This window comes from Bartonella sp. AA78NXGY (assembly GCF_042197005.1).
GTDB lineage: Bacteria > Pseudomonadota > Alphaproteobacteria > Rhizobiales > Rhizobiaceae > Bartonella.
This window is the reverse complement of sequence record NZ_JBHIRI010000004.1, coordinates 1-22,822: the sequence shown is the minus strand read 5'-3', so window position 1 is coordinate 22,822 and position 22,822 is coordinate 1. Positions and strand designations below refer to the sequence as shown.

Genomic DNA, 22,822 nt, shown 5'->3' with positions numbered 1-22,822 from the left:
TATTAAATTATAGAAAGTTGGCTGAGCACATCTTCAACCTTTAGAGATTTTTTTATTCCTGTTTTTCGATCTTTAATTTCAACTTCATTTTGTGCAATGCTGTTAGGACCAACAATGATTTGCGTTGGCAAACCAATCAAATCCATTGTTGCAAATTTTGATCCAGGGCGTTCATTTCTATCATCTAATAACGGATCAAAACCAACCTTCTTTAATCCCTGATAGAGAAACTCACATGCCTGTGTGCATTTTTCATCATCGGGCTTCATATTGATAATCCCAAAATCAAACGGTGCCATCGACTTTGGCCAAATAATACCATTTTCATCATGAGAAGCCTCAATAGCGGCCGCAACAAGACGCGAAGGCCCAATACCATAAGATCCCATAGAGACCACATGCTCTTTTCCATCTTGTCCCATAACTTTTGCTCCCATTGGAGCAGAATATTTAGTACCAAAGTGGAAAATATGCCCTACTTCAATACCACGCGCTGAAAGACGATTATGATCAGAAACTTTAGCCCACTCCTCTTCATTATGCATTTCTTCCGTTGCTGCATAAAAAGATGTCCATTGCTTAACAATATCATCTAAAACAGCTTTATCACTAAAATCGATTGAACTATCAGGAATGGTAAGTTCAAGAAATTGTTTATCACAGAAGATAGCACTCTCTCCTGTTTCAGCCAAAATGATAAATTCATGACTGAGTTCCCCCCCTATTGGACCTGTATCTGCACGCATAGGAATTGCTTTTAAGCCAAGGCGAGAAAAAGTGCGTAAATAAGCAACAAACATACGATTATAAGATGTTTCAGAGCCTTCATAATCAAGATCAAAAGAATAAGCATCTTTCATTAAAAATTCTCGTGCTCGCATCACACCAAAACGTGGACGAATTTCATCACGAAATTTCCATTGAATATGGTATAAATTAAGCGGAAGATCTTTATAAGAACGAACATAAGAGCGAAAAATATCTGTTACCATCTCTTCATTGGTTGGACCGTAAAGTAAATCACGCTTTTGACGATCTTTAATGCGGAGCATTTCCAAACCATAATCATCATAACGACCGCTTTCACGCCAAAGATCAGCAGACTGAATTGTAGGCATCAATATTTCTATTGCACCCGCACGTTCTTGCTCTTCACGAATAATTTTACAAACTTTATCAAGCACTTTTTTTCCCAAAGGAAGCCAAGAATAAATCCCTGATGTTTGTTGTCGAATCATTCCAGCGCGCAACATGAAGCGATGAGAAACAATTTCTGCTTCTTTAGGATTCTCTTTTAAAAGTGGAAGGAAATATTGAGAAAGACGCATTGAAATAATTAACTCCTAATCAGATCTATCATATCGGAACAATTTATCACACCCTCTATTCATCTATAGCCGCATTCTGAATACTTGCAAATATAACGATCTTATCATTTAAAAATTTATTGTGCTTTATTCTCTATTTTTCTTATTTAGCAATAAAATAAAAATGCTCTTCTCTTTTTAAATAACGTAATAGGAAAGTTCTTTTATTTTGACCGATGTAAAAAAACTGTACAGATAGGTTTTTTTTGCCAAATTTCATGAACAGCCGCTCTTACTGCACGTCGTGTTGCCTCTCGAATAAGTTCATTATTTTTCTGTTTCATGCGTGGGATATTATAAACTGTATTTTCTACGATATCTAAAAGAATATCTTTTAAACTTTCCCCCTTTCCATTACTTTCAGGTAACCCGAATGTTGTTAGACCTATATCCCCTAATAATTCATGCTTACTATTTATATGGAGAGAAATAGTAACATGACCAGCATAACTTAGTTTACGGCGTTCACGAATCCCTAATTCATCTTCATCTCCAATTAAGCAACCATCCTTATAGATGCGGCCAACAGGAACTTGATCAATAACTTCTACAGGCTCTGGTGCAAGACGTAACATATAGCCATTTCTGATATCCATAACAGTTTTAATACCCGCTTGACGTGCTAAAGTTGCCTGAGCCTTAAGATGCATTGCTTCCCCATGTACAGGGACAAGTATTTGTGGCTTTATCCAATCATACATCTGTAAAAGTTCTGAACGACGGGGATGACCTGAAACATGAACAAGTGCATCTTCATTCGTAATAATTTTAATACCCAAATCAATGAAACGATTTTGTACCTCAATAATCGCTTTTTCGTTTCCTGGAATACTTCGTGATGAATAAATAACGGTATCACCAGCGGAAAGTGCAATATTTTTCATTCCATCACGTGACAGTTTAGCCAAAGCAGCACATGGCTCACCTTGGCTCCCTGTGACAATTAAAACAAGATCTTTTCGCGAGATGTACCCATAATCATCTTCCGTTACAAATGGTGCTAAACCATTCATATAACCAAGCTCTTGTGCAACCATAATACTTCGCTTAAGGGAACGCCCAATGACAAGCACCTTACGTCCAGCAGCTTCAGCTGCAAGAGCAATAGAACGTATCCGACCAATATTAGAAGAAAAAGTTGCTATCGCAACGCGCCCTTCAGCTTTAGAAATAATCTCTGAAAGACTGGCTTGAACTTGCTGTTCTGAAGGAGAGATACCATCCCGACATGCATTTGTGGAATCACAAAGTAATGCTAAAACACCTTTTTTGCCTAAAGCACGAAATCTTTTTTCATCGGTTACAGCCCCGAGTGAAGGGGTATGATCAATTTTCCAATCACCAGTATGAATCACAGTCCCCAAAGAGGTTGTAATTGCTAAAGATACAGATTCTGGTATTGAATGGTTAACGGCTATAGCCTCTACAGCAAAGGAACCTACCTGAAAACAATCACCAGCTTGAAAAATATTGAGTAAAATTTTTTGAGATTCAAAATCTGCTTGCCTTTTACTTTCTAATAATCCTGCCGTAAAAGGCGTACAGTAAATCGGCACTTGTAACTTTGGACATAAATCAAGAACGGCCCCATAATGATCTTCATGTGCATGTGTTAAAACAAGACCCCGTATATTGTGTTTTTCACTTTCTAGAAAACGAATATCAGGCAAAACAAGATCGACACCTGGTAATTCAGAACCAGCAAAACTAATCCCCATATCAACCAGCAGCCATTCACGAAGATATTGGGGACCAAATCCGTAAGCAGCTAAATTCATCCCTATTTCACCTACACCTCCCAGAGGTAAAAAAACAAATTCACATCTATTGGCTGCAACCATAAACATCTCCCAAATCATTAAGGTATCTGATGATAAAATAATTTTTCAATAACGGCCTGCATTAACAAAATCAGCCAAACCAAAATGAACATCCCCAGCTGTTATAATGGCTGTCTGACCGTCTTTTTGCTTTATGATGCAGTTAAAATCACTATCAAGACCATCAAAAATACCCTCAATGACTTTTTCATCATTCACCACTTTGACATGTTTCCCAAGATGAGCGGAATATAAAAGCCATTTTTTTCGGATTATTTCACATCCTTTTGGTTGTTTCCAAAGAAGGTAATTTTTAGAAAAACACTCCGTCAAAACCGTAAATAATTGTTCTGCATCAATACGCAACCCGATATTCTTTAAGCTTGAAGTGGAATAGGGCGCATCTTCATAATTATATTTCACATTTATTCCAATACCAATAACCAAGGCATATTGTTGTGATGACAATTTTAAAATCTCAAGCAAAACTCCAGAGCTTTTTTCTCCTCTGAGCAAAATATCGTTTGGCCATTTTAAGCTCACAATATTGTTTGTCTGCTTTTCCTCTTTTATCAATTGTTTTATTGCCTCTGCCACACTTACTCCAGCAACAAAACCAAGTTGAGCCGCAGTTTGATGAACAATATCATCAATTAATAAAAGACTAGAATAAAGGTTCCCTTTTGGACTAGACCAAGTCCTCCCTCTTCTTGCTCTTCCCTGTGATTGTTCTTGTGCAACAATCCAAAGATTACCTTGATGACCAGTTTGCGCTTTTCGTTGCGCAATGAGATTTGTTGAATCAACACTATCGTACGCTTCAACAGTGTATCCCTGTTTTTGTGCAAAATCTGATAAAGTATAAACCATATTCATTAAAACAATGCTGTTGCTGCTTTTTCTGCTAGCTCAGCGAACCAAACTCCAAAAAGCGCGTAAAATAAAATAAAGAATACAGAAAGACCAAGACAAAATTGAAGCTCTTTCGATAAAGCAACAAAATGCGCTTGTGCATCATCAAACCACATAATTTTAATGACTCGCAAATAGTAAAAAGCCCCAACGACAGACGCTATCATCCCAACGACAGCAAGTGGCGTAAGTCCAGCGTGGACAGCAGCAGAAAAGGTATACCACTTTCCAAAAAAACCAGCCATAGGTGGTATACTGGCTAAAGAGAAAAGCTGTATTGTCATCACAACAGCCATAAACGGATTCGTCTTTGCTAACCCTGAAAGATCATAAATATTTTCAACATTTCCATTCTGAGAGCGCATTCCAAGAATAAAGGCAAATGAACCAAGCGTCATTCCAAGATAAATAGTCATATAAAGGATAACGCTTTTTATCCCAAGCATATCTCCAGCAGATAAACCAACAAGTGCATAACCCATATGACTGATCGACGAATAAGCCATTAAGCGCTTAATATTATTCTGACCGATTGCAGCAAAAGCACCCAGTATCATTGATGCAATCGCCATGAACACCAAAATTTGTTGCCATGCAGGCATCACGTTATCAACACGCCCTAGGGGAATAAAGGTCACCACAATAATACGGATGATTAAAGCCATTGCAGCAACTTTAGGGGCACCAGCAAAAAATGCTGTAATCGGTGTGGGCGCTCCTTCATAAACATCAGGTGTCCACATATGAAACGGAACAGCAGAAATTTTGAAAGCCAAACCAGCTAAAATAAAGACAATTCCAAAAATGACCCCCAATTGTACATTTTTGCCTTTTAAAGCAAGAGCAATTTCGTGAAAACCAATTTGACCGGTAAAACCATAAAGCAAAGAAATACCATAAAGAAGCAAACCTGAAGATAATGCTCCTAAAACAAAGTATTTTATACCGGCTTCAGAAGATTTTACATTATTACGATTAATCGCTGCTAAAACATATAAAGCTAAAGATTGCAGCTCTAACCCCATATAAAGCGACAGCATATTACCCGCTGAAATCATAAACATCATTCCAAGGGTTGCTAAAAGAACAAGTACTGGAAACTCAAATATATTAAACTTTTGTGCATTGGCAAAACCAACAGACATGATAAGAGAAAAGAGTGCACCAATAAGCATTAAAATTTTCATATAACGACTAAAGGAATCGATAACGAGCGCATTGGTTTGAAATGAACCATTTTTCGGAAAAATTATAAGAATAATAATGGTTGCCACAAGAATTGCTATGGCTAAACCTGTCACTGTTAAAGAAGCACGTGTATTGGAATAAACACCAATCATAAGCAGCACGACAGCTCCTAATGCAATTAAAAGCTCTGGAAGAATTAAGACTAATTGCGCTATTATTTCAGTTTGCATGTGCATTCTTCCCTTATCTAGTGCAGTTTATTGATGAGGGTTTCTACGGAAAACGCCGTTGCCTTAAGAATAGGCGTTGGATAGATACCAAAGAATATTGTAAGAATAACCAATGGATAAAGGAGGAATTTTTCTCTTAAAGAAAGATCTATTAATACTTTTAAATTCTCTTTATCCAAGGAACCAAAAACCACACGCCGATAAAGATAAAGGGCATAGGCTGCCGATAAGATAACACCTGTTGTTGCTAAAACAACAACCAATTTATTTACTTGAAAAACACCTATTAAGGTTAAAAATTCACCCAAAAATCCTGAGCTTCCAGGCAAACCAACATTTGCCATGGTGAAAATTAAGAAAACAACAGCATATTTAGGCATATTATTCACTAAACCACCAAACGCTGAAATTTCACGTGTATGCAAGCGATCATAGATAACCCCAACACAAAGAAACAATGCTGCTGAAACAATTCCATGGGATAGCATCTGATAAATAGCCCCTTGTATCCCCTGTTCATTCGCAGCAAAAATACCCATCGTTACATATCCCATATGCGCTATTGAGGAATATGCAATAAGTTTTTTGATGTCACTTTGAACAAGTGCAACCAGTGATGTATAAATAATAGCGATAAGCGATAATGTGAAAACAAAAGGCGCAAAATCTGCTGAAGCGATAGGAAACATAGGCAAAGAAAAACGAAGAAAACCATACCCACCTAATTTAAGTAAGACACCAGCTAAAATAACAGAACCCGCTGTCGGTGCTTCTACGTGAGCATCAGGGAGCCATGTATGAACTGGCCACATTGGCATTTTAACTGCGAAAGAAGCAAAAAATGCAAGCCATAGCCATATTTGCATATGAGCAGGAAACTGATAATTGAGTAAAGTTGGTATATCAAGTGTCCCAGCCTCCCAATACATAACCATAAGAGCAACCAGCATAAGCACTGAACCAAGTAAAGTATATAAGAAAAACTTTATACTTGCATAAACACGACGTGCTCCTCCCCATACACCTATAATGATAAACATTGGAATGAGGCTGCCTTCAAAAAAAACATAGAATAGCATTGCATCAAGAGCACAAAAAACACCAATAATCGCAACTTCTAGAAGAAGAAACGCAATCATATAGGCTTTTAATCTCTCTTTAACATTCTCCCAACTTGCTAAAATACAGAAAGGCAAAAGAAAAGCCGAGAGAACAACAAAAAGAATAGAAATACCATCGACCCCCATATGATAGCTAATACCACCCCCTAACCAACTGGATTTTTCAACCATTTGAAAATTTTGGTTGCTAGAATCAAATCCTATCCAAATAATTAAAGAAATAATAAAAACAAATAGAGTCGTAAAAAATGCGACATTACGTATATTATGGCGTGCTACTTCACTATCATCTTTGATAAACAAAATCAGAAGAACACCAACAAGCGGCAAAAATGTAACCGTAGAAAGAATAGGCCAATCGGTCATTAGTTTACGCCCCCGATCATCATCCATGTAATGAGCAATGCAACGCCGATAAGCATTGCAAATGCATAGTGGTAAAGATAGCCTGTTTGCATTCGAACAACTCTATTTGTAATATCAACAACACGCGCTGCAATACCATTGGGACCTAGACCATCAATAATCTTACCGTCTCCCACTTTCCAAAGAAAAGAACCAATTCTAAAGGTAGGACGAACAAATAAAAAGTTATATAATTGATCGAAATACCACTTTTGGTAAAGAAAGTGATACACTCCTGGCATAATACGCGCCATTTTCTTGGGAAGAGAGGGAGCCACAATATAAAATAAATAAGCCAACATAAACCCAAGAATCATTGCTATAAAAGGCGACCATTTTACCCAATTAAAAACATGGTGAGCATCATGAAGAATATGATTATGGCTGCTTGTAAACAATGCTCCCTTCCAAAAAGCATTATACAAATCACCAAAAAAGTAAGGTTGGAAAACGACACCAGAAAATATTGCTCCAATAGATAAAAGAAAGAGTGGAATCAACATAACTGGAGGCGATTCATGAACATGATGCATCACATCAACTGTTGCCCGTGGTTTACCATGGAATGTCATAAAGATAAGTCGCCATGAATAGAAACTTGTTAAAAAGGCAGCAAAAACAAGAAGATAAAAAGCATATCCTGAAGCAATATTATGAGATGCAAAAGCAGACTCTATAATCGCATCTTTTGAGAAGAAACCTGCAGTCCCGAAAAGTGTTCCTGGAATTCCAACTCCGGTCAAGGCAATGGTCCCGACCATCATCATCCAATAGGTGATCTTTATATGTTTGCGTAACCCACCCATTTTTCGCATATCTTGTTCATCAGACACAGAATGAATCACAGAACCTGCACCAAGAAACAATAAGGCTTTAAAAAAAGCATGCGTAAAAAGATGAAAGACAGCAGCGCCATAAGCTCCAACACCTAATGCCACAAACATATAACCAAGTTGAGAGCATGTAGAATAAGCAATAACACGCTTAATATCATTCTGCACCAACCCCACAGTTGCTGCAAAAAACGCTGTTGTTGCACCAACAATAATAATCACGGTCAAAGCAGTTGAAGAAAGTTCAAAAATTGGCGACATACGCGCAATCATAAAAACACCAGCCGTTACCATTGTAGCGGCATGAATAAGCGCTGATACAGGGGTTGGCCCTTCCATTGCATCAGGCAGCCAAGTATGTAAAAGAAATTGTGCGGATTTTCCCATCGCACCAATAAATAATAAAAGACATGTAATGGTAATTGCCGTCTGCCCATCAAATTGCCAATCTAAAAATGTCATATTTTGTATAAAGCTCTTGTCGGCAGCTTTTGCAAAAATAGAGGCAAAATCAACCGATTGGAACAAAACAAAAATACTAAAGATTCCTAAGAGAAAACCAAAGTCTCCAACACGGTTAACTACAAAAGCTTTCATTGCGGCCTTATTAGCAGAATCGCGCTGAAACCAAAAACCAATGAGTAAATAAGAAGCAAGTCCGACACCTTCCCATCCAAAAAACATCTGAATCAAATTATTGGATGTGACCAACATAAGCATCATAAATGTAAACAAAGAAAGATAAGAAAAAAAACGAGACCTTGAAGGGTCATGGTGCATATAACCAATTGAATAAATATGCACTAATGCCGAAACACTATTCACAACAATAAGCATGACAGCTGTTAATGCATCAACATGTAAAGCCCAATTAAAGCTTAAGTCACCAACAGTCATCCAATGTAATACCAATACATCAATCGCTGGAATATGACCAAGTGCAGTACTGAAAAATGCTATCCACGATAATATGGCAACAACAACCATAAAGCTACATGTTATCAATTCACTCGCACGATCTCCTATCGTTTTTCCACCTAGTGCAGCAATTAAAAAACCCAAAAGCGGAAGAAAGACAATCGTATAATACATCACTGGTTAGCCTTTCATTACATTAACATCTTCAACCGCAATGGAACCACGATTACGGAAAAAAACGACCAGAATTGCTAAACCAATGGCAGCTTCAGCAGCTGCTACGGTTAAGACAAATAAAGCGAATACCTGACCAACGAGATCATGAAGAAATGCTGAAAATGCAACAAAATTGAGATTAACTGAAAGCAATATAAGCTCAATGGACATCAAGATAATAATCACATTTTTTCTGTTGAGAAAAATTCCAGCAATACCAATTGTAAACATCAAAGCAGAAACAGTGAGATAATGTGTAATATCAATATACATCTGCATAGCCCCCCTTACATACCTTTGCCTGATTCAACTTGTTTGATTTCAATGGCACTTTCTACCGTTCTAGAAACTTGCTCCGCAATAGATTGCCGCTTTACTCCTAATTTATGACGAAGTGTTAAAACAATAGCTCCAATCATTGCAACCAATAAAATCATTCCAGCAATTTGAAAATAGAAAACATAATCCGTATAGAGAATATCACCTAATGCTTGTGTATTTGTTCGCTGCGCTAAATCTGGCATTGGTTGCGTAACATGCGTTCTCAAGACTGGAGAAAAATAGCTACTCATAAAAACAACAATCAATTCTACAGCGATAATAACACCAATAAGAGCTCCAATAGGAGCATACCGAAGAGTTCCACTCTTTAACTCAGCAAAATCAACGTCAAGCATCATAACGACAAATAAAAATAAAACAGCGACAGCTCCAACATACACAACAAGCAGAATAAGCCCTAAAAACTCTGCTCCTGCAAGTAAAAACAAAGCTGCTGCATTAAAAAATGCGAGGATTAAAAACAAAACAGAATGCACTGGATTGCGTGCTGTAATAACAATAACTGCACTTGTTAGCATAATAAAAGCAAACAAATAGAAAAATGCCGCCGCTAGATCTGTTAGCATAGGCTTCTCCTTAATTATTCAAACAATTGGTATAAACTTCATACCAGATTACAATTTATCGGAAAAATATCCGACACCTCATTTAACGATACACTTAACGATAAGGCGCATCCATCAATATATTTCGAGCAATTTCTCGCTCCCAGCGATCTCCATTCAATAAAAGTTTTTCTTTATCATAATAAAGTTCTTCACGTGTTTCCGTCGCAAACTCAAAATTTGGACCTTCGACAATAGCCTCAACCGGACAGGCTTCTTGACAAAAACCACAGTAGATACATTTAACCATGTCTATATCATAACGGACAGTTCTACGTGTACCATCATTGCGCCGTGGACCAGCTTCAATTGTAATCGCTTGAGCAGGACAAATCGCTTCACATAATTTACAAGCAATACACCGTTCTTCACCATTTGGATAGCGACGCAATGCATGCTCACCACGAAAACGCTGAGATACAAAACCTTTTTCATAAGGATAATTAATCGTGGGTTTTGGTGAAAAAAATTGACGCATAGCTAAGAAAAAAGCACTCACAAATTCCAATAGAAGAAGTGACTTTGCCGCCTGAATAAAACCTGACATCGTAAAATCTCCTCTTAAACGAAATCCGTAAACTTTAAAAAAGCAGCAGTTATCACAACCATTGCTAGTGAGAGAGGAAGAAAAACCTTCCAACCAAGCCGCATGAGCTGATCATAGCGATAACGTGGAACAAATGCTTTAACCATAGCAAACCAAAAAAATACAAAACAGACTTTTAAAACAAACCAAATGATACCAGGAACCCAATTAAGCCACCAAACATCTAAGGGAGGCAGCCAACCGCCTAAAAATAGAATGGTTGTTAATGCGCACATTAAAACAATCGCAACATATTCACCTAGAAAGAAGAGCATGTAAGGCGTTGAAGAATATTCTACCATATGACCAGCAACAAGTTCGGATTCTGCTTCCACCAAATCGAATGGAGGACGATTTGTCTCTGCAAGCGCAGAAATAAAAAATATAATAAACATTGGAAAAAGGACCAACCAATTCCAATCGAGAAAACTGTTAAAAGGAAGACCAAGAGTTGTACCAAGCCCGTGCGTTTGTTTAAAAACAATTGTTGTGAGATCTAACGAACCACTTATTAAAATGACAGTCACAAGCACAAAACCAATGGAAACTTCATAAGAAACCATTTGTGCCGCCGAACGAAGAGCTCCTAAGAAAGGATATTTTGAATTTGATGCCCATCCCCCCATAATAACACCATAAACTTCAAGAGATGAAATGGCTAAAATATAAAGCAAGCCAACATTAATCTTTGCAATCTCCCAACCCTCATTGACAGGAATAACAGCCCAAGTTGATAAAGCAAGTGTCGCTGAAACAAAAGGAGCCAAAAGAAAAACACCCTTATTTGCACCTGCAGGGATAATAGGCTCCTTAACAACAAATTTAATTAAATCTGCAAAAGACTGTAACAAACCCCATGGTCCAACAACGTTTGGTCCACGACGCAATTGTACCGCTGCCCAAATTTTTCTATCTGCATAAAGAAGATAAGCAACTAAGACCAAAAGAACGACCAAAAGAAGAAGTGTTTTTCCGATTATAATGAGTAATGGCAACAGCCAAGTCATAAAGAAATCATACATCATTATTCCTTTTCCTTTGCCTTACTTTACTGTTTGTGTAGCACGGTTTTTTGCAAGAGATGAACATTCAGCCATAACAGCAGAAGCACGTGCTATCGGATTTGTTAAATAAAAATCTTTAACCATAGAAGTAAATGCTTGACTCTCGAGAGAAACCATTTTTGAACCAAGCGCCTTAAGACCACTTATATCAGAAGGCACTATATCATCAACAGCACAAAGGTGTGGATAATCATTAAACAAGCATTGCCTTAATTGAGAAAGAGAATCAAAAGGGAGCTTTTGTCCTAAAATATCCGATAAAGCACGCAAAATAGCCCAATCTTCTTTTGCTTCACCTGGAGCAAAACCAGCCCGATTTGTCATTTGAACACGTCCTTCTGTATTCACATAAAGCCCTGATTTTTCAGTGTAAGCAGATGCAGGCAAAATAACGTCAGCAGCATGTGCACCATTATCACCATGGCTCCCAATATAAACTGTAAAAGCTTTTGTATTGGCTAATTCTACTTCATCAGCACCAAGCAAAAATAGAACTTCACAGGTTTTAAGTATATTTGCAACCCCAAGCTTAGAAGTAAAGCCTATGTCCAACCCTCCAACAATCGAAGCTGCATTATGAAGAACCCCAAACCCATTCCATGTCTCACTAAGAGCACCTATATTATCAGCTAATTTAGCAAGACTTTTTAAAACAGATAAACCTTCACTTCCTGAAACCGCTCCCTCTCCGATAAGAATAAGGGGCCTCTTCGCTTCTTTTAAGACATTAAAAAAAACATCCTCTCCACGAATAAGTGTCGTTAATGTATCACTCCCAGATCCAAGGTAAGAATAAGGATAACGTAAATCGACTTTCTCTCCAATTAATGCAATAGGAAAATTGCCCATCCGTTGGCGCTTTAAAATACGCGCATTTAAAACAGCTGCTTCATGACGTGGATTAGATCCCACAATAAGCAGTGCATCAGCCTGTTCAATACCTACAATTGTAGGATTAAAAATATAACTCGAGCGCCCAAACTCTGGCGATAAAGCCCCTCCTCTTTGACGACAATCAAAAAGCGTTGAGCCCAAAGAACTCAATAATGCTTTAAGGGCATACATTTCTTCAACAGAAGCAAGATCCCCCGCAATGGCTCCAATTTTTTCTGGAAAAATTTTAGAGATTACCATTTTAATTTTTGCAAAAGCTTCTGTCCAACTGACAGGTTGAAGCTTTCCATCTTTGCGTACATATGGCTTATCAAGCCGCTGAGTCCGTAATCCATCCCAAATAAAACGCGTTTTATCAGAGATCCATTCCTCATTTACATCTTCATTCGTACGCGGCATAATCCGCATAACTTCACGGCCGCGGCTATCAATACGGATAGCACTACCAAGCGCATCCATCACATCAATCGATTCCGTTTTTACCAATTCCCACGGACGGGCATGAAACGCATAAGGTTTTGAAGTTAGAGCTCCCACTGGACAAAGATCAATAACATTTCCCTGTAATTCAGATGTCATAGCTTTTTCAAGATACGTCGTAATTTCAGCATCTTCACCACGACCGATCAAACCAAGCTCAGAAATACCTGCAACTTCCGTTGTAAAACGAACACACCGTGTACAATGAATACACCGTGTCATAACAGTTTTGACAAGAGGTCCAATATATTTATCTTCTACAGCACGTTTATTTTCTGTATAACGAGAACAATCTCGTCCATAAAGCATTGCTTGATCTTGAAGATCACACTCTCCCCCTTGATCACACACTGGACAATCCAAAGGATGATTAATGAGAAGAAATTCCATAACACCTTCACGTGCTTTTTTTACCATCGGTGTATTGGTAAAAATCTCAGGTGCCTCACCGTTAGGCCCTAATCGTAAATCACGAACCCCCATAGCACAAGAAGCCTGAGGTTTTGGTGGACCACCCTTAACCTCAACTAAACACATACGACAATTTCCAGCAATTGACAAAGATTCATGAAAACAAAAACGTGGAATTTCTGCCCCAGCCGCCTCAGCAGCCTGAAGCAACGTGTAGTAATCAGGAACTTCAATCTCTTTGCCATCAACTTTGATATTTATCATCACCCATCCAACCTGCGGATAACCCACTTAAAATTTGCATTCGGTCGTTCTTAAAACAAAATCCTTTATTAAACCGCTTCTAAAGCAATATTTTTGCTTTGGACTACATTTCGCGTGTATTCATCAATTCTACGCTCGATTTCTGGACGAAAATTACGTATCAACCCCTGTACAGGCCATGCGGCAGCATCACCAAGCGCACAAATAGTGTGTCCTTCAACCTGTTTAGACACTTCAAACAAAAGATCAATCTCGCGTTTTTGCGCTCTTCCCTCAACCATACGCCCTAAAAGACGCATCATCCATCCCGTCCCCTCACGACACGGTGTACACTGACCACAACTCTCGTGCTTGAAAAAAGCAGCTATACGCCAAATTGCCTTGATAATATCGGTTGATTTATCCATAACAATCATTCCCCCTGTGCCAAAAGAAGACCCGACATCTCGCATCCCATCAAAATCCATGATCGCATCGATCATATCCTCACCACGAACGACTGGACAAGAAGCCCCCCCTGGAATAACTGCTAAAAGATTATTCCATCCACCACGAACACCACCCGTATGTTTTTCAATTAATTCACGGAATGAAACACCAAGAGCGTCTTCAAATGTACAAGGTGCATTAACATGCCCTGAAACCATAAATAATTTCGTTCCAACATTATTTGCTCGTCCGATTGATGAAAACCACGAAGCACCCCGCCGCAAAATCGTTGGAACAACGGCAATAGACTCTACATTATTTACTGTTGTTGGACAGCCATAAATCCCCATATTGGCAGGAAATGGTGGTTTAAGCCGAGGTTGTCCCTTTTTTCCCTCAAGACTTTCAAGAAGAGCTGTTTCTTCACCACAAATATAAGCACCCGCTCCATGATGAATAACAATATCACAAGCATGCCCATATTTCGTTTTTTTGCCAAGTAAACCCGCATCATAGCATTCATCAACCGCAGCTTGAAGCGCTTCACGTTCACGAATATATTCACCACGAATATAAATAAAAGCAACATTGGCTCCCATAGCAAAAGTAGCGATTGCACATCCTTCAATCAAAGTATGGGGATCATGCCGTAAAATATCACGGTCTTTACAAGTTCCAGGTTCAGATTCATCGGCATTGACAACCAAATAATGAGGACGCCCATCATTCTGCTTTGGCATAAAGGACCACTTCATTCCAGTAGGAAAACCAGCACCACCACGACCGCGTAAACCCGATGCCTTCACTTCATCAATGATCCAATCACGACCTTTGTCAATCATTTCTTTCAGACCATTCCAATGCCCACGCAACATCGCAGCCTTTAATGATTTGTCTTTTAAACCATAAATATTGGTGAAGATACGATCTTTATCAGCTAGCATACCCCACCTTTTTTTCTATTACCCATAGCATTTTCTGCTTTTCCTCAAATGCAATTTTTAAATATCTTTTCAAGATTTCTTACTTTTCGTTAAATGTTGCCATCATGGGTAGAATAATAAAATATTTTCTCAAGAAAAATACTTAATTATGTTCCCCATTCTTTCCTTATCCTTTTTTGGTGAAGACTTGAGAGATCTTTTTTTCTTTCTCATCATCAATAAGAGATGTTAAACCACTAATTGGCTCCGACGATTTACGACTATTTTGCGGACCAACCTCTATCTCAGAACCCTTACCTGCTTCAAATGCATCAATAATTTCTTCAAGGCGTTCAGCTGTAAGATCTTCATAAGTATCTTTAAAAATCATAACCATCGGAGCATTCACACAAGCACCAAGACACTCCACCTCTTCCCATGATAAGGTTCCATCCTGATTGGTCGCAAAAGGTTCATGATGAATTTTTTTCTGACAAACTTTAATCAATTCATCAGAACCACGTAACATACAAGGCGTTGTACCACAAACTTGAATATGCGCTTTTGTTCCAACAGGCTTAAGCTGAAACTGAGTATAAAAAGTAGCAACTTCTAAGACACGGATATATGCCATAGAAAGAATTTGAGCGATATGTTCAATTGCAGCACGTGTCACCCAACCATCTTGCTCTTGTGCACGCATTAATAATGGAATGACAGCTGATTGCTCACGCCCGACAGGATACTTTTCTATAGTATTTTTTACCCATATTTGATTTTCTTTTGTAAAAGAAAACTCTGCGGGCTGATAGATATCATCTGCAAGACGGCGTACGGACATTAGCGATCAACCTCCCCAAAAACAATATCAATCGAACCCAAAATAGCTGTAGCATCTGCTAACATATGACCTCTGGTTAAAAAATCCATAGCTTGGAGATGAGCAAACCCAGGAGCACGCAACTTGACACGATAAGGCTTATTGGTTCCATCAGAAACAAGATAAACACCAAACTCACCCTTCGGAGCTTCCACAGCAACATATACTTCTCCAGGAGGTGTATGAAAACCTTCCGTATAGAGTTTAAAGTGATGAATCAGTGCTTCCATCGAGCTTTTCATTTCACTCCGCGTCGGTGGTACAATTTTGCGATCCAAGCTCGAAACTGGTCCATTTTTTTCAGTACTCAGTAAACGTTCCACACATTGGCGCATAATTTTCGCTGATTGACGCATTTCTTCCATACGAATAAGATAGCGATCATAACAATCGCTATTTTTACCTATAGGAATATCGAATTCCATTTCATCGTAACATTCATAAGGCTGACTTTTACGCAAATCCCATGGAACACCAGCTCCACGAATCATAACCCCAGAAAAACCGCGTGCCCAAGCTTCATCAATACTTACAACGCCAATATCCACATTACGCTGCTTAAAAATCCGATTTGGGGTCACAAGCGCATCAAGTTTTCCGAGAGAAACAAGAAATGGATCAATAAAATCACCAATATCCTCAACTAAAGATTCTGGTAAATCTTGATGCACGCCACCAGGACGAAAATAATTTGCATGAAGACGAGCACCACAGGCACGCTCATAAAAAATCATCAATCTTTCACGTTGCTCAAATCCCCAAAGCGGTGGTGTTAAAGCACCAACATCCATTGCCTGTGTCGTTACATTAAGCAAATGATTAAGAATACGCCCAATTTCAGAAAACAAAACACGTATTAATTGCCCTCTTTTAGGAACTTTTATATCTAATAACTTTTCAATAGCAAGAACAAAAGCATGTTCCTGATTCATAGGAGCAACATAATCCAAACGATCTAGATAAGGACCAGCTTGGAGATAAGTCTTTGTTTCCATTAATTTTTCAGTACCGCGATGCAACAACCCAATATGTGGATCTACACGCTCAACAACTTCACCGTCCAGCTCCAGAACCATGCGCAAAACCCCATGCGCGGCAGGATGCTGCGGACCAAAATTGATATTAAAGTTTCGAACATTGACCTCAGCCACAATCAACCCCTTGCTTTTTAAAAAACTTCATATCAAATATCAAAAAATCTATCACGCTAAAAAATATTTAATTATTTAAGAAATACAGTACCCTAATATAATGCCTTATCAAAACCAATATTATTTTTTTTCATCTGCTTTCCCATCACATGGCAAAGTATACTGTCCTCCTTCCCAAGGAGAAAGAAAATCAAAATTACGCATCTCTTGGCGCAAAACAACAGGCTCATAAATCACCCTCTTTGCTTCATTATCATAACGGCATTCAACAAATCCTGTCACAGGAAAGTCTTTGCGTAAAGGATATCCTTCAAACCCATAATCTGTTAAAATCCGTCTCAAATCCGGGTGTCCTGAAAATAAAACCCCATACATATCATACGTTTCACGTTCATACCACTCTGCGCCAGGATAAACCGTACAAGCTGAAGCAACAGGAGTATTTTCATCCGTACGAACTTTTACACGTAAGCGTAAATTCTCACGAGGAGATAACAATTGGTAAGAAACATCAAAGCGCTTATCGCGAAAAGGATAATCCACACCACTAATGTCTGTAAGATTAATAAATTGACAGCGAGGATCATCACGAACAAACATTAAGACATCGATAATTGCATCAAGACGTGCCACAATGGTCAATTCACCAAAAGCAAGAACAGTCTCTTCAAGCTTATTTTTTAATTTGTTTTCCAAATAAGCAGCAAGCTCAACCAATGTTTCATCCACCATGACAAGAAAACTCTCTATCGCTCTATGGATCCGGTACGACGGATTTTTTTCTGTAGCAACAATATGCCGTATAATAATGCCTCTGCTGTAGGTGGACACCCTGGGACATATATATCGACAGGCACGATACGATCACATCCCCGCACTACTGAATAGGAATAATGATAATATCCCCCACCGTTTGCACATGATCCCATAGAAATCACATAACGTGGCTCTGGCATCTGATCGTACACTTTTCTTAAAGCAGGAGCCATCTTATTTGTTAGAGTACCTGCCACCACCATCACATCTGACTGGCGGGGTGAAGCTCGTGGTGCATATCCAAAACGCTCATTATCATAATGAGGCATTGAGCATTGCATCATTTCGATAGCACAACAAGCCAAACCAAAACTCATCCACATTAAAGAACCGGTACGTGCCCAAGTAATCAAAGCATCTGCCGAGGTAACTAAAAACCCCTTATCTGATAATTCAGCATTGATATCACGAAAAAACTTATCGTCAGATCCTATCAGCCCACCAGTATTTGGATCAATGATTCCTTTTGGTTTTGGAGCCTCAATCGTTGAATTATTAGATCTTAATTCCATTCAAGGGCTCCTTTTTTCCATTCATATATAAATCCAATAGTCAAAATCGCTAAAAACACAATCATCGACCAAAAGCCAAACATACCTATTGATTCGAATGAAACAGCCCAAGGAAAAAGAAATGCAACTTCAAGATCAAAAATAATAAATAAAATTGACACCAAATAGAAACGAATATCAAACTTCATGCGTGCATCACTAAATGAATTAAACCCACATTCATAAGCCGATAATTTTTCAGGATCGGGGGAACGATATGCTACAATGTAAGGTGTAATCAACAAAACCCCAGCAATAACCGCTGACACAATAATGAAAATCAAGACTGGCAAATAAGAGCTCAATAAATAAGCCATAACCCTCTTCCATCGTAACGAAACGCCTGAGTTTAACACAATGATTCAATATTGCGAGACCAAACAGACAAATTTAACAATCGCTCTATTAACTCTATTCATACTGCTTCAAAGGCATACAGAGCGATACTTTTCTTATCGGCATAGGTAACGCAGAGCAAAGAAAGACGCAAGCCCTATTCTTATAAACCATATAAAAAGAAAGAAAAAACATATTTATTCCCAATCAAACACTCCACCACATCACTCATAGCATATGGATATTTTAAAAAGGAAATTTCATAAGGAATCACAAAATGGCGCGAGTGACGGGGCTCGAACCCGCGACCTCCGGCGTGACAGGCCAGCACTCTAACCAACTGAGCTACACCCGCGCATTTTTTTCGAACCAATTTAATTTGGTACAAGCGGTCGTGTAAGGGGTTCATGCGTTCATGTCAAGAAGGATTATGCATTTTTAAAAAAAATTATCAAATCCCATCTTTATTCTTGCGTTTAGAAAAATTCTTCCTTAAATAGTCTCCATTCAATTGCTGATCATTGCATTGGGCGATTAGCTCAGCTGGTAGAGCGCCTCGTTTACACCGAGGATGTCGGGAGTTCGAGTCTCTCATCGCCCACCATATAGCTTTATATTCCTATTAAGTTTTTGATTCTTCATATATTTTTAAAAGATAAGGGATGCCTAAATAAAGTTAGTGGAATATGGTTTTTACTCTTTCCTTTACAAAGCGCATTCTTTTTGCCAGCTTTCTCTAACAATTTTTTAATAGTTCTAAATCTTCTTGTGAAATAATGTTTATCAGTCTAGCAAACATACCAACAGCTTCACATCTAAATGTATCAGAAGGCTTTATAGTGAAACTTTTACAATAAGAATCCGATTCTCTTTTCAAAATTTCTGCTACCTCTTGATCTAAACCATAAAGCTCTATGATCTTTTCCTCCAGTCCTACAGGAACAGATTTTTTGCTAATCTCGACAGAAGATAAAAATCCTACAGATATATCTAATTTCTTAGCCATATCTAAGAAGTGTTCGGAGTGATCAATGCGAAGTTTCCGTAAAATTTTACCAAAGGGTGTAAGTATTTAAATAAAACGCGTAAGGGTATAAGCTTTACGGCATAAACTGAGAAAATTATCCACCAATAATATGTTTCACGCAATCAGCAATGTGATTTACCTTCTTTGCATTAGCAGCAACTCCATTAAATTTTTTTATAATCCAATCAGCTCCTGTTCCAAGGTGTGTAATCCATGTTTTTTGAACAATAGGCTCAACAGCCCTCACAGTTTCTTCAGTAAATGTAGTTAATTCCAGAAATCTTTCACAAACAATTCGAGGCGCTTCAAAATCATTTGCTTCATTACGTACGGTAAACAAATTATCCAAATTATCGTCGTTAATAAGATAAGGGGAATGCGTCGAATAAATTACTTTATTGCCTTTTATGCTCGATAACGTTTGTAAGGAGCTTAATATTTTTCTCTGTGGATGAATACGTAAATTATTTGCTGGCTCATCCAATAAAAAAACTATTCCATTTTTGCTTCTATGCCTGCGAACTTCTGTAAGAACTTTAAAACAAAAAAACCAACGAAACCCTTTACTTCTCTCATGTAAATAAAAAAAGAGGTTATTTGCTTTAATTTGTAAACAATAATCTACAAAACCACTGACAGTATCGTGATCACTATTAGATTTTTCTATTATACAATAATCAAAAAGGCTCTTCCCTTCAGTAATATCCACCCAACCTTCCTTCACTACTGACTTCAAATAACCATTGATCAATCCTATACGCTGCTTAACAGCATCGTTGTCATCACAATCGACAATATCTTCCTGAAAACTAATACCAAGATTTTTTTCTTATTTTGTACTCGATTGGATGAGCCATAAACATACCGACATACTTGGCTCGCATCTCCAAGACAAGTATGGGCACTTATGGGATTCATGATCACTCTCCACCATTCTTTCCACCAGTTACTGCCAGCAGGTATTGTCTCATAAGTATAGCCATTACCGCCAATAATTCTGCTTACAAAGTCATATCTATTCCCATCAAAGCCAATAATAATTTGTTTGCCGTCACTCACATACCCTAACAGACCGGATGCAACTAAAACATTAAAGGCTGGTCCATAGAGATTGATAGTCGTGTTTTCGTTGGCTATACCGTGAACACCTTCTTGTATGACAGATACAAGATATTGATTTATAATGATAATCTAGCTCTGTTCATATTGAATTAGACCCTCGAATAACGTAGGATTCTCTCATTTCAAATCTGTTTATCTTGAATCAATCAAAACCACTTACTTGCACACCACAAGCGGGGTTGATGTGTGGGTAAAAATTGTACAAGAAAGGAGTAAAAATGGTTCTTATGAATCGTCTTAATGCAAGGGCTGTCGCAACATTGGGAGCTGGTAAATATAATGATGGTGCCGGCTTGCTTCTTCACAAACGTAAAGATGGTGGTGCTCAATGGCTTTATCGTTATACCATTCATGGTCGGCGCCGCGAAATGGGCTTGGGAGCGTTGCGAGATGTTTCTTTAAAACAAGCCCGTGAATTGGCAACTAGGTGGCGGGCTGTTTTACGTGAGGGGCGTGACCCTATTAAAGAACGCAACAAACAAAAGCGTGAGGCAATGCGCAATCTCCATTATTTAAAAGATATTGCTCTAGATGCTTTTGAAAGCCGTAAAGCTGAATTAAAGAATGATGGTGAGTCTTGTAATTGGTTTTTACATTTACGCCTCCATATTCTCCCTAAATTAGGCTGTCTGCCCGTTTCAGAGATTACGCAAACAGAGATACGCGATACCCTTGCCCCTATTTGGCATACAAAAGCTGGAACTGCTCGAACAGCACTAATGCGTCTTAATCTTTGTCTCAAACATGCGGCTGCATTAGGGTTAGATGTTGATTTACAAGCTGTAGAAAAAGCACGCGCTCTCTTAGGCAAACAACGTCATAAAAAACAAAGCTTACCAGCCATGGATTGGAGAGATGTGCCGGCTTTTTACCAATTTCTCTGCAAAACAACAACTATAAAACATTTAGCTTTGCGTCTGCTTATCCTGACAGGCGTTCGTACCAACCCTTTGCGTCATATTCGTGAAGATCAGATTGAAGATGATATCTGGACAATCCCTGCTGAAAATATGAAAGGCAAGCGTGATGTCACAACAGAGTTTCGCGTCCCCCTATCATCTGAAGCAATAAAAGTAATTGAACAAGCCCGCTGTATCTCTAAAAGTGATTTCATCTTTTCACTTACCGGTCGTGGTCCTCTTTCACATACGATGATGGCGGCGTATATGAGAAAAAATAAAATTGAAGCTTGCCCCCATGGTTTTCGCTCTAGTTTACGCGATTGGCTAGCAGAAACAACCGATGCCCCCTATGAGGTCGCTGAAACTATTCTAAGTCATACAGTCGGAGGACAAGTAGAGCGCTCCTATCGTCGTACTGACTATCTAGAACAGCGCCGTGTCTATATGGATAAATGGGCGGCTTATGTCACGGGTCAAACCTAAAATATGGGGTGAATAACCCCATTATCTGTGGATAACTTTAGCTCTCTTGTCTCTCATTCTTTCTCAATAAGATTCATCACGTATCACATCAGAAATTGTATAATAAAATATTGTTTTCTATGAATAAAACATCTTTCTAAATGAACCAAAATGTGGTTAATAAATAGTTATGATTTGTTACCATTTTTATAGTGAAAGGATTTTAATATGACAGAAAATGATATTCTTTTAACTGACCGTGAAAGTGCAAAATTGCTTCATATGAGTGTTTCAACATTCCGCCGTCATGTAACCAATGGCTCTCTCCCAAAACCTTTAAAATTTGGCTTTTTATCCCGTTGGTTACAATCGGATCTTTTGAATGTCATCGAGCAAGCAAAACAGCAACGTTATAACGACGCGGCATAAAAAAAACCTTATCACGTAAGGACGGACAAGGCTTTCTCTGCTGAAGCAAGACTTAAGGTTTGCATTCAAGTTGTTCTGAATGCTTTTTACAATAAGGGCTATTTAAGCGTCTCTCAACACTTCGCTGAGGCATGACAG

19 protein-coding genes, 2 tRNA genes and 2 pseudogenes are annotated in these 22,822 nt (G+C 38.4%); 3 read left to right on the top strand and 20 right to left on the bottom strand.

Going from position 1 to position 22,822, the window contains the following annotated elements:
* Positions 1–2: 2 nt before the first annotated feature.
* From proS to ACFINL_RS03360, 18 genes and pseudogenes are all read right to left on the bottom strand, one after another.
* Positions 3–1,328 (bottom strand): proline--tRNA ligase, encoded by a 1,326-nt coding sequence (gene proS / locus ACFINL_RS03445; protein ID WP_375611884.1) that lies wholly within the window; start codon positions 1,326–1,328, stop codon positions 3–5.
* A gap of 203 nt (positions 1,329–1,531) precedes the next feature.
* Entirely contained in the window at positions 1,532–3,208 is a 1,677-nt protein-coding gene (locus ACFINL_RS03440; RefSeq protein WP_375650226.1) for a ribonuclease J, read from the bottom strand.
* Positions 3,209–3,253: 45 nt separating this feature from the next.
* A complete protein-coding gene (locus ACFINL_RS03435; protein WP_375650219.1) occupies positions 3,254–4,063 on the bottom strand; it encodes a biotin--[acetyl-CoA-carboxylase] ligase in 810 nt (269 codons plus the stop codon).
* Positions 4,063–5,517: an NADH-quinone oxidoreductase subunit NuoN gene (gene nuoN, locus ACFINL_RS03430; protein WP_375621227.1), complete on the bottom strand. Its 1,455-nt coding sequence runs from the start codon at positions 5,515–5,517 to the stop codon at positions 4,063–4,065. The genes ACFINL_RS03435 and nuoN overlap by 1 nt, the downstream gene beginning before the upstream one ends.
* 17 nt (positions 5,518–5,534) lie before the next feature.
* Positions 5,535–7,004 (bottom strand): NADH-quinone oxidoreductase subunit M, encoded by a 1,470-nt coding sequence (locus ACFINL_RS03425; protein ID WP_375611952.1) that lies wholly within the window; start codon positions 7,002–7,004, stop codon positions 5,535–5,537.
* Entirely contained in the window at positions 7,004–8,968 is a 1,965-nt protein-coding gene (gene nuoL, locus ACFINL_RS03420; protein WP_375638389.1) for an NADH-quinone oxidoreductase subunit L, read from the bottom strand. The genes ACFINL_RS03425 and nuoL overlap by 1 nt, the downstream gene beginning before the upstream one ends.
* 6 nt (positions 8,969–8,974) lie before the next feature.
* Positions 8,975–9,283 (bottom strand): NADH-quinone oxidoreductase subunit NuoK, encoded by a 309-nt coding sequence (gene nuoK / locus ACFINL_RS03415; RefSeq protein ID WP_273791275.1) that lies wholly within the window; start codon positions 9,281–9,283, stop codon positions 8,975–8,977.
* Positions 9,284–9,297: 14 nt separating this feature from the next.
* Positions 9,298–9,918: an NADH-quinone oxidoreductase subunit J gene (locus ACFINL_RS03410; protein WP_375611880.1), complete on the bottom strand. Its 621-nt coding sequence runs from the start codon at positions 9,916–9,918 to the stop codon at positions 9,298–9,300.
* A 94-nt stretch (positions 9,919–10,012) separates the two neighbouring features.
* Entirely contained in the window at positions 10,013–10,504 is a 492-nt protein-coding gene (gene nuoI, locus ACFINL_RS03405) for an NADH-quinone oxidoreductase subunit NuoI (RefSeq protein WP_273723184.1), read from the bottom strand.
* A 14-nt stretch (positions 10,505–10,518) separates the two neighbouring features.
* Positions 10,519–11,565, bottom strand: a complete 1,047-nt coding sequence (nuoH, locus tag ACFINL_RS03400) for an NADH-quinone oxidoreductase subunit NuoH (RefSeq protein ID WP_375632259.1) — start codon at positions 11,563–11,565, stop codon at positions 10,519–10,521.
* A gap of 21 nt (positions 11,566–11,586) precedes the next feature.
* Positions 11,587–13,656, bottom strand: coding sequence for an NADH-quinone oxidoreductase subunit NuoG (gene nuoG / locus ACFINL_RS03395; RefSeq protein ID WP_375613455.1), 2,070 nt, complete (start codon positions 13,654–13,656; stop codon positions 11,587–11,589).
* 68 nt (positions 13,657–13,724) lie between these two features.
* A complete protein-coding gene (gene nuoF / locus ACFINL_RS03390; protein ID WP_375613456.1) occupies positions 13,725–15,029 on the bottom strand; it encodes an NADH-quinone oxidoreductase subunit NuoF in 1,305 nt (434 codons plus the stop codon).
* 129 nt (positions 15,030–15,158) lie between these two features.
* A pseudogene (gene nuoE / locus ACFINL_RS03385) lies at positions 15,159–15,849 on the bottom strand (NADH-quinone oxidoreductase subunit NuoE).
* Entirely contained in the window at positions 15,849–17,039 is a 1,191-nt protein-coding gene (locus ACFINL_RS03380; RefSeq protein WP_375613457.1) for an NADH-quinone oxidoreductase subunit D, read from the bottom strand. The pseudogene nuoE and the gene ACFINL_RS03380 overlap by 1 nt, the downstream one beginning before the upstream one ends.
* Before the next feature lie 120 nt (positions 17,040–17,159).
* Positions 17,160–17,771, bottom strand: a complete 612-nt coding sequence (locus ACFINL_RS03375) for an NADH-quinone oxidoreductase subunit C (RefSeq protein ID WP_375611876.1) — start codon at positions 17,769–17,771, stop codon at positions 17,160–17,162.
* Positions 17,772–17,785: 14 nt separating this feature from the next.
* Complete coding sequence (locus ACFINL_RS03370) at positions 17,786–18,367, bottom strand: NuoB/complex I 20 kDa subunit family protein (protein WP_375606831.1); 582 nt, start codon at positions 18,365–18,367, stop codon at positions 17,786–17,788.
* Positions 18,358–18,723 (bottom strand): NADH-quinone oxidoreductase subunit A, encoded by a 366-nt coding sequence (locus tag ACFINL_RS03365; RefSeq protein ID WP_005773599.1) that lies wholly within the window; start codon positions 18,721–18,723, stop codon positions 18,358–18,360. Before ACFINL_RS03365 ends, ACFINL_RS03370 begins: the two co-directional genes overlap by 10 nt.
* A gap of 297 nt (positions 18,724–19,020) precedes the next feature.
* A tRNA-Asp gene (locus ACFINL_RS03360) sits at positions 19,021–19,097 on the bottom strand.
* Positions 19,098–19,270: 173 nt separating this feature from the next.
* Here ACFINL_RS03360 and ACFINL_RS03355 point away from each other — a divergent pair.
* Positions 19,271–19,346 (top strand) — tRNA-Val (locus ACFINL_RS03355).
* Positions 19,347–19,380: 34 nt separating this feature from the next.
* Here the strand turns inward: ACFINL_RS03355 and ACFINL_RS03350 are convergent.
* Positions 19,381–19,814: pseudogene (locus tag ACFINL_RS03350) on the bottom strand (XRE family transcriptional regulator).
* A gap of 49 nt (positions 19,815–19,863) precedes the next feature.
* Complete coding sequence (locus tag ACFINL_RS03345; protein WP_375611875.1) at positions 19,864–20,478, bottom strand: hypothetical protein; 615 nt, start codon at positions 20,476–20,478, stop codon at positions 19,864–19,866.
* A gap of 631 nt (positions 20,479–21,109) precedes the next feature.
* On the opposite strand from ACFINL_RS03345, the gene ACFINL_RS03340 reads away from it, so the two are divergent.
* Together ACFINL_RS03340 and ACFINL_RS03335 are read left to right on the top strand one after the other, a co-directional pair.
* Entirely contained in the window at positions 21,110–22,276 is a 1,167-nt protein-coding gene (locus ACFINL_RS03340) for a tyrosine-type recombinase/integrase (protein ID WP_375650212.1), read from the top strand.
* Between the two features lie 207 nt (positions 22,277–22,483).
* Positions 22,484–22,684: an AlpA family transcriptional regulator gene (locus ACFINL_RS03335; protein ID WP_015856172.1), complete on the top strand. Its 201-nt coding sequence runs from the start codon at positions 22,484–22,486 to the stop codon at positions 22,682–22,684.
* Positions 22,685–22,822: the final 138 nt, after the last annotated feature.